This window comes from Microcoleus asticus IPMA8, from assembly GCF_013179805.1.
Classification (GTDB): Bacteria; Cyanobacteriota; Cyanobacteriia; order Cyanobacteriales; family Microcoleaceae; genus Microcoleus; species Microcoleus asticus.
The window spans coordinates 1-14592 of the sequence record NZ_SRRZ01000019.1 but is presented as its reverse complement, the minus strand read 5'-3'; the positions used below and the strand labels follow the sequence as shown (position 1 = coordinate 14592).

General features: G+C 46.5%; 13 protein-coding genes. 5 read left to right on the top strand and 8 right to left on the bottom strand.

The genetic code is table 11. The features are described from left to right. Positions 1–64: 64 nt before the first annotated feature. Together E5S67_RS07225 and E5S67_RS07220 are read left to right on the top strand one after the other, a co-directional pair. Positions 65–940, top strand: coding sequence for a DMT family transporter (locus E5S67_RS07225; RefSeq protein ID WP_172186395.1), 876 nt, complete (start codon positions 65–67; stop codon positions 938–940). A 131-nt stretch (positions 941–1071) separates the two neighbouring features. Then, positions 1072–1995, top strand: a complete 924-nt coding sequence (locus tag E5S67_RS07220) for a spermidine synthase (RefSeq protein WP_172186394.1) — start codon at positions 1072–1074, stop codon at positions 1993–1995. Between the two features lie 442 nt (positions 1996–2437). Here the strand turns inward: E5S67_RS07220 and E5S67_RS07215 are convergent, their stop codons facing one another. The 3 genes from E5S67_RS07215 to E5S67_RS07205 all read right to left on the bottom strand — a co-directional run bounded on the left by E5S67_RS07215 (position 2438) and on the right by E5S67_RS07205 (position 3793). Then, entirely contained in the window at positions 2438–2866 is a 429-nt protein-coding gene (locus E5S67_RS07215; protein ID WP_172186393.1) for a heavy metal-responsive transcriptional regulator, read from the bottom strand. Between the two features lie 103 nt (positions 2867–2969). After that, positions 2970–3263: a hypothetical protein gene (locus tag E5S67_RS07210; protein ID WP_172186392.1), complete on the bottom strand. Its 294-nt coding sequence runs from the start codon at positions 3261–3263 to the stop codon at positions 2970–2972. A 359-nt stretch (positions 3264–3622) separates the two neighbouring features. Continuing rightward, positions 3623–3793 (bottom strand): hypothetical protein, encoded by a 171-nt coding sequence (locus E5S67_RS07205; protein ID WP_172186391.1) that lies wholly within the window; start codon positions 3791–3793, stop codon positions 3623–3625. Positions 3794–3960: 167 nt separating this feature from the next. Here E5S67_RS07205 and E5S67_RS07200 point away from each other — a divergent pair, with 167 nt between their 5' ends. From E5S67_RS07200 to speA, 3 genes are all read left to right on the top strand, one after another. Further along, positions 3961–4551, top strand: coding sequence for a DUF3611 family protein (locus E5S67_RS07200; protein ID WP_172186390.1), 591 nt, complete (start codon positions 3961–3963; stop codon positions 4549–4551). Positions 4552–4698: 147 nt separating this feature from the next. Continuing rightward, on the top strand, positions 4699–5847 hold the full coding sequence (locus E5S67_RS07195; RefSeq protein WP_216670264.1) for a helix-turn-helix domain-containing protein: 1149 nt from the start codon (positions 4699–4701) through the stop codon (positions 5845–5847). A 700-nt stretch (positions 5848–6547) separates the two neighbouring features. Beyond that, positions 6548–8557, top strand: coding sequence for a biosynthetic arginine decarboxylase (gene speA / locus E5S67_RS07190; RefSeq protein ID WP_172186389.1), 2010 nt, complete (start codon positions 6548–6550; stop codon positions 8555–8557). A 121-nt stretch (positions 8558–8678) separates the two neighbouring features. Here speA and E5S67_RS07185 read toward each other — a convergent pair whose 3' ends face one another. The 5 genes from E5S67_RS07185 to E5S67_RS07165 form a co-directional block, all read right to left on the bottom strand. Beyond that, positions 8679–9845: a nucleotidyltransferase family protein gene (locus tag E5S67_RS07185; RefSeq protein WP_172186388.1), complete on the bottom strand. Its 1167-nt coding sequence runs from the start codon at positions 9843–9845 to the stop codon at positions 8679–8681. A 293-nt stretch (positions 9846–10138) separates the two neighbouring features. Continuing rightward, positions 10139–10954 (bottom strand): segregation/condensation protein A, encoded by an 816-nt coding sequence (locus E5S67_RS07180; protein ID WP_172186387.1) that lies wholly within the window; start codon positions 10952–10954, stop codon positions 10139–10141. A gap of 65 nt (positions 10955–11019) precedes the next feature. Further along, the gene (locus E5S67_RS07175) at positions 11020–11409 is read right to left on the bottom strand and encodes a LapA family protein (protein ID WP_172186386.1); all 390 of its coding nucleotides are present in this window, start codon (positions 11407–11409) and stop codon (positions 11020–11022) included. A gap of 200 nt (positions 11410–11609) precedes the next feature. Continuing rightward, on the bottom strand, positions 11610–12434 hold the full coding sequence (locus tag E5S67_RS07170; RefSeq protein ID WP_172186385.1) for a DUF3153 domain-containing protein: 825 nt from the start codon (positions 12432–12434) through the stop codon (positions 11610–11612). A gap of 240 nt (positions 12435–12674) precedes the next feature. Then, on the bottom strand, positions 12675–13979 hold the full coding sequence (locus tag E5S67_RS07165; RefSeq protein WP_172186384.1) for a metallopeptidase TldD-related protein: 1305 nt from the start codon (positions 13977–13979) through the stop codon (positions 12675–12677). Positions 13980–14592: the final 613 nt, after the last annotated feature.

The window sequence follows — 14592 nt, the reverse complement described above, 5'->3', positions numbered from 1 at the left end:
ACCCTAATTTATATGGCATGGGGAATTGGTAACAACAGTCAACAGTCAACATTCAACAGATTTTATGGGTGAATTAGCCGCTTTAGGCGCTGCATTTGTCTGGGCCTTATCTTCCACAATCTGGCAGCGAGTGGGACAGCAAATCCCCGCAGTGGTGCTAAACTTGCTCAAAGGCGCGATCGCCCTTTTCATGCTCCTTGCCACTGTACTAATTTTAGGTAAACCCTTACCCGCAATCAACCCTAATATTTTAGCAATGCTGCTCATCAGCGGCGGCCTAGGAATTGGCATCGGAGACACCGCTTTCTTTATCGTATTAAAATATTTAGGCGCGAGGCGAACGCTGCTTTTAGAAACCCTATCTCCCCCTTTAACAGCTTTATTTGGCTTAATATTTTTGCAAGAAAACTTATCGCCCATTGCTTGTACAGGCATTCTTTTAACAATCTGCGGCGTAGCTTGGGTAATTGCAGAACGAACAGCCGAAACAACCTTACCATCAAAACATCTTTGGCAGGGATTAGCCATTAGTTTATTAGGACAAACAACCCACGCCGCCGGAGCAGTTTTATCCCGCGCCGCCTTCACTCAAATAGATATCGATCCCCTGTGGACTGCGGCCTTGCGTTTGAGCGGCGGCCTAGCAGTCATGCTATGCTTTTTGAACCCAACAAACCGGGACAGTTTCAAACAATTGAAAGCGCCCAAACTATTAAATGCAATCATTCTAGCAGCTTTTTTAGGAACCTATCTCGGGATTTTCCTGCAACAGATTTCGCTGAAATATGCACCCGCAGGAATAGCTCAAGCACTCAGTTCTACCAGTCCCCTATTTATCCTCCCCTTAGCCGTGCTGGCGGGCGAAAAAGTGAGCCTTCGGGCTGTTTTGGGGGTAGTTTGTGCGATCGGCGGAATCGCCCTATTATTGGGTTTGAAGTAATTAGATGTGAGAATAGAGATTTAATATTTTAGATTTTATACCAGTTCCCAAAAAGAATGAAAATGTAGGTATGCTCCCAACCATTATAGTCATCAGTGATCCCCAATCTAAAATCTAAAATCTAAAATCGTATGACTGATTATAAAGGCGATCGGCAAAGTCGCAATTTAGCACTTATTAACGAACAAATAAATTGGCTTCAGCAACAACCAGACGGCATCCTATTTCAACAAAACTCCGGCGACAACTGCATAGCAGTAAAAAAAATAAAATCAGTGCTACTACTGCTTTTAGCAGACAGAGAAACCTTAAGCACAAATGTAGCTCAATCAATCCTAGACCTCAACAATCCGCTAAATTTAATATTTCCCTATGCCAGAGCCATGCTGCTAGCATTAGTCTGGAAAAATCAACCAAAAAATATCTATATAATTGGCTTTGGCGGCGGCAGCATTCCCAGAGTTTTTCACCATTATTTCGCTGACGCTATAGTCGAATGTACAGATATTGACCCCACAGTAGTCGAAGTAGCTCACAATTTTTTTGGCATTCTATTCGACGACAGACTCAAAGTAGCCATTCAAGACGGGCGCGAATATCTAGCCCAACAAAAATCTACAGTAAAAAACGATATAATTATCGTGGATGCTGGTTTTGGCAGCGGCTATATGCCCTATAGATTGGTGACACAAGAATTTTACCAACTGTGCAAAACTCGCTTGTCAAGCGCAGGTGTTTTAGTTGTCCACCTGTTCCACAAACAAGAGTTTAATGCGGCAGCGGTGAAAACAATTCAAACTGTGTTCGCACAAGTTTATATATGCAATTTTGAAACAGGCAACAGCATTGTCATTGCAACTAATACTCCTGATTTAGCTAAAAATGAAATATTTTTGAAAGCCGAACTTATTCAAGATTTCCACAATTTAGAATTTTCCTTAATAGAAATGTCGCTTCAGCTAAAAAAAGTAGCCCAATTGCCGGAATGGGTGAAAAATTGGGAAACCCTGCCAATTTTTACAGATGCTGAAATACCTGCAGGATATTGGGACTGATAAATACACAATTAGGGCTGTTGACGCCAGACAAAAAACTGTAATTTTAGGGTGCTTATAGGCGCACCATCGGGCTGTATGGTGTTTATTGGCCACCATCGCTATGTCTATCGCAAACCCCAATCAGTCAACACTTGATACTAGGAAACATCTCTCTCAAAAATACTTGACAGTGAAATTACGTTAGTCTATTATAGAAGTAGTGCAAACAATTAAAAATATGAGACTAAAAAGTTGGGAGTCTCCCCGCAGCGAGGGCAGAAACTCCAAAGGCAAAGGCGGCTCAGCCAGGGCTCGGCAACTCAAAAAGCAACAGCAAACTCTGCGAAAGCAGTTAAAAGTGCAACACGATCGACCAAACCACCAACAAAACCACCAAAAAAACCATCAAGGGAAGGAAACCGATAATTCCTTCCCTTATTTTGTATCTTTCTGCAGCAGCTCAATCCCGCTGAATGTTCGGACAAATCGTGCGAGTAATGCTCGCCTGCGAGGGTTGCTCTTGCCAGCAGTTGAGAATGCCTTGCAACTCCCCCTTCAAAGTTTCTAACGCTGCAATTTGCCCAGAAATTGCCTCTACCTTCGCCGTTAGATGCTGCTTCGCTTCAAAGCATGGCAACTCTCCCCGATCGCGAACTTGTAAAATATCCTTAATCTCCTGAAGGCTCAAACCCAGAGTCTGAGATCGTTTAATAAACGCTAACCTGTTGAATACCGCTTCCCCAAACAAGCGATAACCAGCGGGCGATCGCTCCACCGCAGGAGACAGCAAGCCCATCTCCTCATAGTAGCGAACAGTTTTCACCGACAAACCGCTACAGGCAGCTACGGAGCCAATTTTGTACAGTTTCTCGGCAACAGAAATATTCATAAACCAAGCATCCCAGATCGAAAGACTTTCTTGCCCTATCTTTTAGTGCCTCAGATCCAGGGAGTCGATCGGCACCTCGCCCAGTCGCCATTGTCCGGTAATCTTAATAAGGAGGATTTTTTTTAGACACGTTAAGCACGGGCAACTGGGGCCGAGAAGACTGAGGAGGAAGATAGTATTCGGGAGCAGGTGCGGATTGTTCGGCTCCAGAGCGGTACATTTGCCACCAGCGGAGAGCCATCGCCACCCCAGCGGTACCCAGCCCAAAAGCTAATAAAGAACCACTCGCACCGATGCTGCCGATCGCTACATCGACAACGCCCACTGTGACAACAAAGCTGGTAATTGGCTCTCTACGGTAAGCTGACCTCAAAAGTCGCGTCCACGAAGCATTCATTTGTTTTACTCTGTTCTATATTTATTTACAATCTCTAAAACTTAGAGTTGGCGGAACGATCGGGATTTCTAGTTCAGAGACTAGCTTCACCTAAATTAATCTTCTCGCCTGTGGGGCATTGTACGGGAGCGAGGCAAAATTGCCAAGCTTGTCAAATCAAAATTCCACCCGATATACAACACATCCAAAAGTCAGCTCTTGAATTCGGGGAACCGATCTCTCTCGACAGAGAAGTCACTGGGCTTGTTTGTAATTAATATTTTAATCAATTCCCGAATTTGTCGCGATCAGCAGAAGTGACACCTGCTGCGGTCTTGTCAAGACAAAGTGTGAGGCTGACCGCGCCGCCATTGCTAAAATTAGTTGAGACCTAACCAGGACAGCAAGCCCTGGCCTGTGACATACTCGATAATTAAAGTTAGAGAAAAACCGATCATCGCGGCTCGACCGTTAAGGCGTTCCGCGTAGCTGTTGAAGCCAAACTTTGGCTGTTCGAGTTTGGGGGTGACGGTGGGTTGTAGTTGTGTCATTGCTTTGGGTACCTGGCGATCGACGCTATTCAAATGTGAAATCCAATGTTAGTTACAATTCTTAAACATTGCTACTTCTATTATAAAGAGGGTTAACCCCCGTCAACCGTCCTCGAAGAGAAAAAACTGCTGCCAACTAATGCCAATTAATTATACCCGCTCAAAATATGACTAATCAGTTAGATAACGATAAGCTTCCTGTCGCGGTACAGCGAGTAGCCTTTGCCCTTCGTACAACAGGCTGGGTTTGCTTCTGGGTACAGGTAGTGCTAGGGGTGGTAGCGGCGATCATTTTGCTCTTTGCCATCCCCTTCGCCATCCCCAGGGCTAGCGCCGCTGCGGGTTCAACCAGTGCCGGCACCGGCGGCGGCGTATTTTTTGCCATTTGCGGGCTGGCCGTACTCGCTTACAGCATATATCGCTCTTTCCGCTTCACTCGCTTGTCGAGACAACTGCGATCGCCCGCTAACGCTGTCCGCCCCAAAAAAGCAGACACCATCAAAGAAGTGCGGCTGGCACTTTGGAGTAACTTATCGGGAATGGTGCTGACGCTGATCGGCGCAGAAGCCATCAGCGGCACGCTTTTAGCCAAATCTCTAGCTCAGCCGCAAGCCTTGTTCGGTGCCGCAGTTGATTTGGGCCGATTTATTCAGCCCCTAGACATATTTGTGGTACTCGCCAATACTCACGCCACTGTTGCCCATTTTGTCGGGATTTTCGGGGCTCTTTTTTTGCTAGATCGCATACACAAGCAATAGACAATCAATAAGTGGGAATTGCGCCTCTCCCACTCTCCCACTCTCTGACTCCCTCGCTCTCCCAGTCTCCCCAACCGACATCCGGAATCACTGCCAAGCTGTCGAAGAACGTACTCAGATACCTTCTAGCAAGACAAAATAAATATCATGGCACTGAAACCCGAGGCTTATTTTGGGGTGACAGATCACGTAACTATTGAAATTTCTCAAGAAAGTTTTCGTTCTGTCCTCAGTCAAATAGAATCTGAACTCCTCTGTAGCGACACCTATAGCCACGCTCTAGCTAGCTTGCAAACAATGTTGGGCGAAGCAGCCTCCGCTGCCGAAATTTTAATTAGAGCAGTTAGCAGAGAAGCCGTCAAGCTCGCATTTGACCGATTTCCCAAACAAAACAAAATTGAACCGCAAGTAGCCCAACAGAGTTTTGCTGCTTTAAGTCCCGCCATTGAGACGGTCACAGAAATTAAAGAATTGGAGCCACCAGTAACTGTTCCTGTCTTCTATTGGCGCAGCGCTAGTGTGGAAGCGCCGCCCCAAACCGAGTCCGACACAGAAAATTCCGATCGAGAGCCTAACACTTCTGAAGACAGCAAACAAGCGCCCCAAGACGAAATTAAAGTCGAGTCGGCTCCACCTGCAACTGTCACCGTCCCCGGAAAATCCTTCCCAGGGTTCGGTTTTCCCAAGAAGCCAAAAAAACTCACCAAGGAAGAAGAAGCAGCTTTAGCCGTTCAACACCGAGAAGAGTGCCTGCGGGAGTTGGGTAGAGAATTGCGCAAGGGACGGCAAATTCGCTCCCTATCCCTGCAGCAACTCCACAGTCAAACTCTCGTACCGCTGCACCACATCGAATCGATCGAAAATGGGGAAATCGACAAACTGCCCCAAGATATTTACGTTAGAGGTTTTATCCGGAGACTCGGCGACGCCTTGGGACTAGACGGCAGCGCTATGGCGAATGCTTTGCCCAAACCCGCTCCGAGTCCAATTCCCACTATGTATGTGTCCGTTTCCGATTCCGACTCAAGCGAAGGCTTTCAAATGCGTCCGGTGCATTTGTACATCGGCTACACCGCTTTGATGGCTGGGGCTGTAGGGGGTTTGGGTTGGCTGTCGCAGCAACCCGTGGTGCCAGGAGCACAGGCAGTACCTCCAACGCAGGTGACACCGCCAGCCTCAGTTGCACCGGCTCAGAAGACCCCAGAAAAAGCACCTCAACCCGGCTTGAAGAAGTCTAGCAACGGGGGATTGATGATGGGGGCTGACATGGCGCCGCCGGAGGTGATTTTTGGTTAGTGTGTGTCGGGCGAGCGATCGTCCGACAACTCTCCTGGCGCAGGTGAACTCAGAAACCCGGTTTCCGAGTTCACCTGCATAGGGATACTTGCTTGAAGAAATGAGTCCAGCAGAGCTATTACGGTTGAGATTTTAGTTCAATCCCCCACCTTCATCCATCTGTAGAGTCAATTCTAAAATCTAAAATCTAAAATCTAAAATCTAAAATCTAAAATCTAAAATCTAAAATCGCCGGCCCGTGTAGCCAAAGTGATTTTTCAACTGCATCAGGAAACCCGATATATGCGATAAACTATCTATTTGACCACTCCTAAAAGAGGTTTCCGATAAGGTCAGTAACTCAGGGCTAAAGCCACTGAGCTTGTAAGAGAGATCAAGCAAGCTGTGCTGACCAGCCTAAGTCTTAGCTGACTACGTTATTCAGGTCATAACACCGGAGAATGCGACGCTAGTTTTCCGCTCTGTTGTTTACAGTTAAACAGTCTTAAAGTCACTGAGACAGTGCTGTAAGCGTGACAAGCCTTTATAACCTTGGCGAAGCGAACATTACCCCGAAAGGGAGACGGGGCAACCATACCCCGTATTGGAGAGGCAATCATACCTCTCCAACCCCGCAAGGGGATTCAAGGCGATTGAAATCGCCGCGCCGTTTTCCTCTCTTGGCTCAAGCCAGTGAGTTTCCCACTTACCGAGTATTTTTATGAGTTCCCCAGCCACCGCTGCTTTCTCCGATCTCGATCCGCTATCGACTCACTCGCCAACAGTCACGAGTTTGGCGGCACCAGACAGTGCTTTAGTAACGGCGGCTCAACTGCCACAAAAATCTTGGACAATAGAAGATAGTGAGAAACTCTACCGCATTCAAGGTTGGGGCGAACCGTATTTTTCGATCAATGCAGCCGGTCACGTTACAGTGTCTCCCAAGGGCGATCGCGGCGGTTCCCTCGACTTGTGCGAACTGGTAGAATCCCTGAAACAGCGAAATTTGGCTTTGCCCCTGCTGATTCGATTTTCTGATATTTTGGAAGACCGGATCGAGCGCTTAAATTCGTGTTTTGCCAGAGCGATCGCTCGCTACAATTACAAAAATGTCTATCGAGGTGTCTTTCCAGTCAAATGCAACCAGCACCGACAATTAATTGAAGATTTGGTGCGTTTTGGTAAACCCCATCACTTCGGACTGGAAGCCGGCTCGAAACCGGAATTAATGATAGCTTTGGCGACCTTGAAAAACCCAGGCGCTTTATTAATTTGTAACGGTTACAAAGACCGCGAATACATCGAAACTGCTATTTTGGCGCAGCGGCTAGGGCAAACTTCCGTAATTGTGCTGGAGCAAATAGAGGAAGTAGAACTCGCAATCGCCGCGAGCAAAGCATTAGGAATTAAACCGATTTTGGGAGTGCGAGCAAAACTCACTACCAAAGGCGTTGGCCGCTGGGGAGGTTCCACGGGCGATCGGGCAAAATTTGGCTTGACAATTCCTGAAATTATCCGTGCAGTCGCCGAACTAGAAAAAGCTGGAATGCTCCACTGTTTGCAGTTACTGCACTTCCACATCGGCTCTCAAATTTCCTCAATTAGCGTCATCAAAGACGCCATTCGAGAAGCCAGCCACATTTATGTAGAATTGGCTAAATTGGGAGCTAATATGAACTACTTGGACGTAGGCGGCGGACTAGGCGTTGACTACGACGGATCTAAAACAAACTTCCACGCTTCCAAAAACTACAATATGCAAAACTACGCTAACGACGTAGTAGCGGGAGTGAAAGATGCCTGCGACGAGCGCAAAATTCCGGTTCCAATTATCATTAGCGAAAGCGGGCGGGCGATCGCTTCTCACCAATCAGTGTTAGTTTTTGACGTACTCGGTACTAGCGATGTCCCCAGAGAAGTACCAGAACCAGTAGATGAAAACGCGCACCAAATTCCGCGCAATCTTTACGAAATTTACCAATCTATCAGTCCCGAGAATTACCAAGAAGTTTATCACGATGCTATCCAATTCAAGGAAGAAGCAGTCAGTTTATTTAACTTAGGCTATTTGGGAATTGCGGAACGGGCGAAAACCGAACAGTTGTACTGGGCTTGCTGCGATAAAATACAGGCGATCGCGCGGCAAAAAGAATATGTATCGGACGATTTGGAAGACTTAGAAAAGGTGATGGCGTCCATTTATTACATCAACTTATCTGTTTTCCAGTCCGTACCAGACAGTTGGGCAATTAACCAATTGTTCCCAATTATGCCAATTAACCGACTCGACGAAGAACCAACTCAACGCGGTATTTTAGCCGATCTCACCTGCGACAGCGACGGCAAGATCGACCAATTTATTGATTTACGAGATGTGAAGTCGGTTTTGGAACTGCATACTCTCAAACCTGGAGAACCTTACTATTTGGCACTATTTTTAGGAGGTGCTTATCAAGAAATTATGGGCAACCTTCACAACTTATTCGGAGATGCTAATGCAGTTCACATTCAGCTAACACCTTCTGGCTATCATATCGAACACGTTGTGAAAGGAGACACTATGAAAGAAGTTCTCAGCTACGTACAGTACGATTCAGAAAGTTTGGTTGAAAGCATCCGCCGTCAGACAGAAGCAGCTTTGCAGCAAAATAAAATTACTCTTTCCGAGGCCCAACTTTTGCTGCAAAATTACGAGCGGAGTCTCAGCCAATATACTTATCTTCAGTCTTAAAATGTAGGGTCAACCTAAGCACCTTGCCAGAATTGAAAGCTGAGATAATAACTGTAAAAGTAGGGTGCGCAGTGCGCACCTTACCTTGAGCAATTACCAATTAGCAATTACCAATTACCAATTATTCAGGATGACTACCGAGAATTTCTGCGATCGCCCGCCGCTCTTCTCCGTGTTGAGTGGGTAAAACTTGGCGAGCGTCAGTAATCAGCCAATCGAGAGCAGCCGCTTGCAAATCGATCGCAGCCCCAGTTTTATCAACGCAGTAGCGCCCGAACACCAGTTTATCAACCAACCGCACCTCCGGACCCAAACGGGAATACTCAAAAATCACGCTGTTTTCCACAGTGGCGCCACTGCAAAGCCAACAATTTGGGCCGATCATTGTCGGGCCGACAATTTTTGCTCCATCCTCAATGATTGTCATCCCCCCAATGTACACAGGCCCAGTAATATCAACCTTATCCCAGTTGACAGCTACATTCAAACCAGCGTAAATGCCGGGGCGCACTTCAATTCCCGGAATCGAAACATTTTTAACTTGTCCGAGCAGGACGCTCTGAATTGCCCGCCAATAGTCAGGAACTTTGCCGATATCCACCCACTCAAAGTCCATGCTAATCCCGTAAAAAGGCGCGCCTGCTGCTACTAGCGCGGGGAATAACTGCGAACCGATATCGTATTCCTTACCCGAAGGGATGTAATTGAATATTTCCGGTTCAAAAATATAAATACCAGTGTTAATGTCGGTACTCAGAGCTTCCTCTACAGAAGGTTTTTCTTGGAAAGCTTTAATTTTGCCAGAATCGTCTGTTACTACCACTCCGTAACTGGGAACCTCCTCGCGGGGAACCGATTTCATAACAATAGTAGCGATCGCCCCTTTTTCCCGGTGCCACTTCACAGCAGCAGTCAAGTCCAAGTCAATCAAAGCGTCGCCGCAGAGCACCACAAAAGTATCGTCAAAAAACGGCGAGAAGTCCTGAATTCGTTTCATGCCGCCAGCCGAACCGAGAGCCTCTCCAATCATTTCTCCCTCCTCAATTCGCCCTTCAAAAGAATAGCCAATTTGTACCCCAAACTTTTGACCGTCACGGAAGTAGTTTTCAATCACGTCTGCCAAATGGGAAACATTGACCATAATCTGGTCAAATCCGTGCTGGCGGAGTAATTCAACCAAAAACTCCATCACTGGCTTTTGCAGGATGGGAATCATCGGTTTGGGTATTGTCTGAGTAATGGGACGGACGCGAGTGCCTTTACCGGCCGCCAGAATCATCGCTTTCATTCTTAACTTCCTCAACCCTCTGTTAATTGATATAAACTCAACAATTAGATGCTAGCGATTGCGCTCGAATCGATCGCAGCAAAATCCTGACCTGTTTATAGGCGACATCGTACCAGGCTATCAATCATTTATTGCTAATCTACCTAGATTTAACGAACCAGAAATCAGAAATAATATCAAGTCCGGGTGAATGCACGTACAATTGCTCTAGGAGCGGGTTCGCCTGGATAGCTGTCAAGAGTTCGAGAGACTGGTAAACCCGCCCCAAAACCCGATCTGATGCTCCTCCAAGCTCAAAGCGCGCGGATTTTGAGGTCTTGGTAAAACTCCTCTTGAAGCAACTCTACTTTAGACTGAGCCGACAGCAGCAACAACGCCCAAAAAATACCCACGCGGTCATGATTTGGCAAGTGAAATTCCCCAGTCGATACCGGGACTTCTGGGTCAACAGAGGAGTGCAAATCCTTATGATGCCAAAGTTCCAGCAGTTGTTCCAAGTCGAGCCAACCCTCGTCAATTTCCGAGCCCCGTTCTGCCAGAAAGCGATCGAGTTCACTAGCAGTTTCCACCAAATTTTCTTGGTGAGCTAGCTCAAAGATAGCCTGGGCTGCTTGCGATCGCATTTTTGAGGTAGGGCGCCGCCGGGGGGTAACTGTCTGCTCCATTGCTGCTTTCATTAGCTGCAACTGCTCGATCAGTTCTGGGAGGGTCACCGGGCGTTTTTGCGGTAGTTGAGCTACACCGCGACGGCGCAATTGCCGTTCCAAATGCTGGGGCAAGTGTCGCCCTCCTGAGTGCTCTGCGTCTTCGAGTGTCGCCTCGTCGGCCGAGTCGGAATCCGCGGGGGATTCTGAGAGGACGATACTTTCTGCTTTGAGCAACACCAGCATTGAAGCGTACAAAAATGCTTGGCCGGAGTGGGACAAATCAGAGAAATCCGTAGTCTGATCGGCATCGCAGGCATTCGTAAGCTTGCTCAAACATCGATCGAACACTTCAATGACCTTAACGTCCCAAGGATCGATTTCTCCCCGTTCGGCGAGGTCAATTAAAATTGCGATCCCCTCGGAAATCGTTTCTAAGCCATCTTGGTCTCGGGAAACGGCCATTCGATTTTAGATTTTAGATTTTAGATTTTAGATTTTGCCTGTGAGAAACCAGAGAGCATATCAAGTTAATTGGCGGTTATTTCAGCAGTTGTGCCCTCAATGGCTGCTATTTCTAAACTTATCGGTTCTGCACTTTCTAACAAAGGTTGTTTGCCTTCTACTTCGGCTTTATAGCGTTCAAGATTTTCTTCTAATTCCTGAATCCGCTGCTCTTTTTCGCGAACTTGGCGGAGTTGTTGGCGCGAGGCGAGGGTTCGCTGCATTCTCGACCACAGACTGAACAGCCACGCTAGTATTGCCCCTAATCCTGCCGCCATAATTAGTTCTAGGCACAGCGGACCTTTAACTTCGACGCCTTTGATAACTTGAATCGCGACGGGCTGTGTATTTTCGATGCTGAACAATACTAGAGCCAAGCAAATCAGAAAGATAAAGAAGAAATTTAGCGATCGCATTTTCTCTGTCCCTAATTCTCAATTCAGGTTAAGCAAATTATTGGGCATTTGTCAACTGTTTTTTGGCAGATGTTCCCAGTTTTTTTGATAATATCAAATCTTTTCAATTAAACATAATATTCAGGGAGGGGCGGGTTTATTGTAGCTCGGAGAGTTGATTGAAGAGATTGGTTAACCCGCCCCGGCAGGACATATTCTCTTTAGGTTTGACCGATTTTTTGCGGTTTCTTGCCGATTCCCAGTGCTGGCAATATTTGATATTTCAAAGCAATGCCCGCCGCCACAAATAAGGCAATAATCAGCGCCCCAATTCCCACGGGACTGGGAATCCAGAATATGGCCTCCAAATAGTTAACTTCCCCGGGTTTGAGCTTCCAAACTAACTGTTTTCCCTGCTGATAGCTTTCGGGAACCAGCGCACCGGCGACAGTTTCAATACTTTTGGCACCCCAAGGCGTGTTCAAGCTAAAATCTAGCTCCAAAAGTCCCCCCGGACTCAGCAGCAGACTGCCGTTAGAGGAAATCAGAGAAAGAGAGCGCAAATCCAATTCCAAACTCAACCGATTTCGCAGCACCAATAACAAATTATTCTGCTTGACACTCAGGTGAGATTCAAACTTCGGCAAATCGGTTTCTAGCGGACTTGCGACCCGAGATTTTGTGGTTGGTGCGATCGGATTGTAAAATTGGTTGAACTTGTCTTGCAACTCGGCTCCATTATTGAAAGGAATCGTCACTAGAACTTCTGTATCGGAAAGCCGTTTAGTTTTTCCGTCCAGCAACCTCACCCGGCGTTCTACGCTTTTCAACCATTCTGCAACAGTTTGGCTGCTGAAGCTCGTCAACCTTTCCCCCAGTTTAATGTGCTGCACGATTTCGCCGCGAGTTTGACTCTCAAAGTTAACCCCGACATCGTACTGAACGCATCCAGTCACTAGAGTTAAAAGGCAAAAAACCAAAGGTAAAAGAAAGAAAAAGTGCTTTTTCTTCTTCCGAGTTCCATCCTTGACATTTTGCTCTTTCATTGTACCTTTTTCCCTGTTTTTCCCTATTTGCATGAATTAGCAAAGCGCTGAATGGCCGACACTGTTTCTATGTTTGTTTTGCACGTCTGGACTTAGGAACTGCTTACCAAAAACCAGGTTTCTGGGCTGCCAAAAGGCGATTTCACAGAGGATTTGTGGCAGAAGCAGGTTTTTTTGACGTGAGTGCTAACATTTTGCTGGCAGCAGTGTCGGCCTTACCTGGAATTAACCGCACTGAACTTATTGCCTGGAAGCTACACCCAACTGTTGAAACAGCATACTCGGCAAATATGCCGCACCGCCTACCCATTCGGCTTCGCTGCTCAAATCTGCCAAATTTTTAAAGGCTTCAAAAATGCTGCCTGCCACCATTGTATTCTTGACGCGGCCGACTATTTTGCCTTTTTCTACTTTATAGCCTAAGTCCAAATTGACAGAAAATTCGCCAGCTAACTGATTGGACTGACCGGCACCTAAAACTTGCTCTACTATTAGACCTTCGTCCATGCTAGCAATCAAGTCTTGAGTGGCGGTATTTCCTGGGGAAATGCAAAAGTTAGTCAAATCAGGGCCTGGGCGAGACAATCCGCCACGAAAACCGTTGCCGGTTGATTGTACACCGGCGCGAGCGGCCCACCTGCGATCCCAATAAAATCCGGTGACAGTACCTTTGTCTATCAAGACTTTGCGGGTGGTGGGCGTACCTTCGTCGTCAAAGGGGCAAGCAGAAGGGCCTAAAGTGGGGTCTTCAAAAAAGGTAAAGCGTTCGTCAAATAAGGTTTCGCCGATTTTGTCGGCTAGGGGAGAGGCTTTTTGAACTACTGTTTGACCTGAAAGGATGGTATCAAACAAGCTGCCGAGGGTGCTAGCGGCGGCTCTGGGGGTAAATAATACTGGGTAGGAACCGCTGGTGATGGTGGCTGAATGTTCAGCGAGGCGGTATTTTTCGAGGAGTGATTGGAGGATGCTGTTGGTGTCCAGGGGCCGATCGCGCGCTACGTCGTAACTGTATGCTTGCATAAAGTCTTCTCCCTGTACCAAATTTCCCGCGATCGAGCCGCTGACTATTTGGCTGCTTCTTTCGGCATACACGTCTTGCGTGGTGGCAATTTTGACGATGCCGCTGCGGACGTGAAAGCCCACATCTACCATAATATCGGGATTGTAGGCGTGAACTTGCTCGATCAGGTTTTTGCCGTTTTCGACTAATTCTTGAGTTGTGGGCGGAGTGTAGGTGGTTTCCGGGCCTTTTAGCTGGAAGTTGGAGGCTAGTTCAAATTCTGCGGGGTCGCCGATTTCGGCTGTTTGAATCGCTGCATCTACTAAATCGTCTATCCGCGTTAAATCTGTGGAACTGGCAAAACCGATTTTGCCAGAGTGAATCAGCCGGAGTGCTACGCCTTGCAGTGCTTTGGTTTGTAGGGATTTGAGGCGATTGTTTTCAAATTCGATCGGCGTGTCTTGACTCGACAGGTAGTATACCTCAGCGGCCGAAGCTCGCTGACTTGCCAATTTCAAAATCTGCTCTAGGGTAGAATCACTCACAATAATAATAGCCTTTCAGGTTTGGTCTTTGTTTTATTTTAGCTTTGTTGGCCGGTAGCCTGACACTCATACAATTTTAGATTTTAGATTGGGAATGACTGATTCTGTATAAGTTACGAGCTTGGCTACACTTAATTCTTTTTTTAATGGTATTACATTAATGTAAGTGTGGGATGAATAGCCGATCGAATTACGGAGATCGAATGCCCGGTTTTTATACCGCTTTTAAAAAGTCTTGCTTCAATATATCTTTTGCAGGCATTGTTCTCCTATTTTGAAAGGCATTTGCGTTGCATTTGCGTTGCATCTACGATTTCCCTATCTCAAGATTTATGCAAAAAGTCTAATCATTAATCAGATACGAATTATTTAAAGTCGCTGATACCAACACCTGACACGGCATTACCATTTCGCTACAGATACTCGCGTACAATCTATTTTATGTATTTTAAAGCTTCATTTAACTTATTGCTTAATTTAAGTTATTTCCCTTAAAAATAATGTGTTTTTATTCGATTATTTGTAATTGCTCAACCCCCTTGACAAGAGAACGAGATAGACATTAGATAAAGGAATGAAAAAACTCCCTGACCTAAAACAACTATCGGATGAG

What these genes read in the sequence shown, in the direction of transcription:
- E5S67_RS07225 (WP_172186395.1), top strand. Translation starts at nt 65, where the DNA reads ATGGGTGAATTAGCCGCTTTAGGCGCTGCATTTGTCTGGGCCTTATCT.
- E5S67_RS07220 (WP_172186394.1), top strand. Translation starts at nt 1,072, where the DNA reads ATGACTGATTATAAAGGCGATCGGCAAAGTCGCAATTTAGCACTTATT.
- E5S67_RS07215 (WP_172186393.1), bottom strand. Translation starts at nt 2,866, where the DNA reads ATGAATATTTCTGTTGCCGAGAAACTGTACAAAATTGGCTCCGTAGCT.
- E5S67_RS07210 (WP_172186392.1), bottom strand. Translation starts at nt 3,263, where the DNA reads ATGAATGCTTCGTGGACGCGACTTTTGAGGTCAGCTTACCGTAGAGAG.
- E5S67_RS07205 (WP_172186391.1), bottom strand. Translation starts at nt 3,793, where the DNA reads ATGACACAACTACAACCCACCGTCACCCCCAAACTCGAACAGCCAAAG.
- E5S67_RS07200 (WP_172186390.1), top strand. Translation starts at nt 3,961, where the DNA reads ATGACTAATCAGTTAGATAACGATAAGCTTCCTGTCGCGGTACAGCGA.
- E5S67_RS07195 (WP_216670264.1), top strand. Translation starts at nt 4,699, where the DNA reads ATGGCACTGAAACCCGAGGCTTATTTTGGGGTGACAGATCACGTAACT.
- speA (WP_172186389.1), top strand. Translation starts at nt 6,548, where the DNA reads ATGAGTTCCCCAGCCACCGCTGCTTTCTCCGATCTCGATCCGCTATCG.
- E5S67_RS07185 (WP_172186388.1), bottom strand. Translation starts at nt 9,845, where the DNA reads ATGAAAGCGATGATTCTGGCGGCCGGTAAAGGCACTCGCGTCCGTCCC.
- E5S67_RS07180 (WP_172186387.1), bottom strand. Translation starts at nt 10,954, where the DNA reads ATGGCCGTTTCCCGAGACCAAGATGGCTTAGAAACGATTTCCGAGGGG.
- E5S67_RS07175 (WP_172186386.1), bottom strand. Translation starts at nt 11,409, where the DNA reads ATGCGATCGCTAAATTTCTTCTTTATCTTTCTGATTTGCTTGGCTCTA.
- E5S67_RS07170 (WP_172186385.1), bottom strand. Translation starts at nt 12,434, where the DNA reads ATGAAAGAGCAAAATGTCAAGGATGGAACTCGGAAGAAGAAAAAGCAC.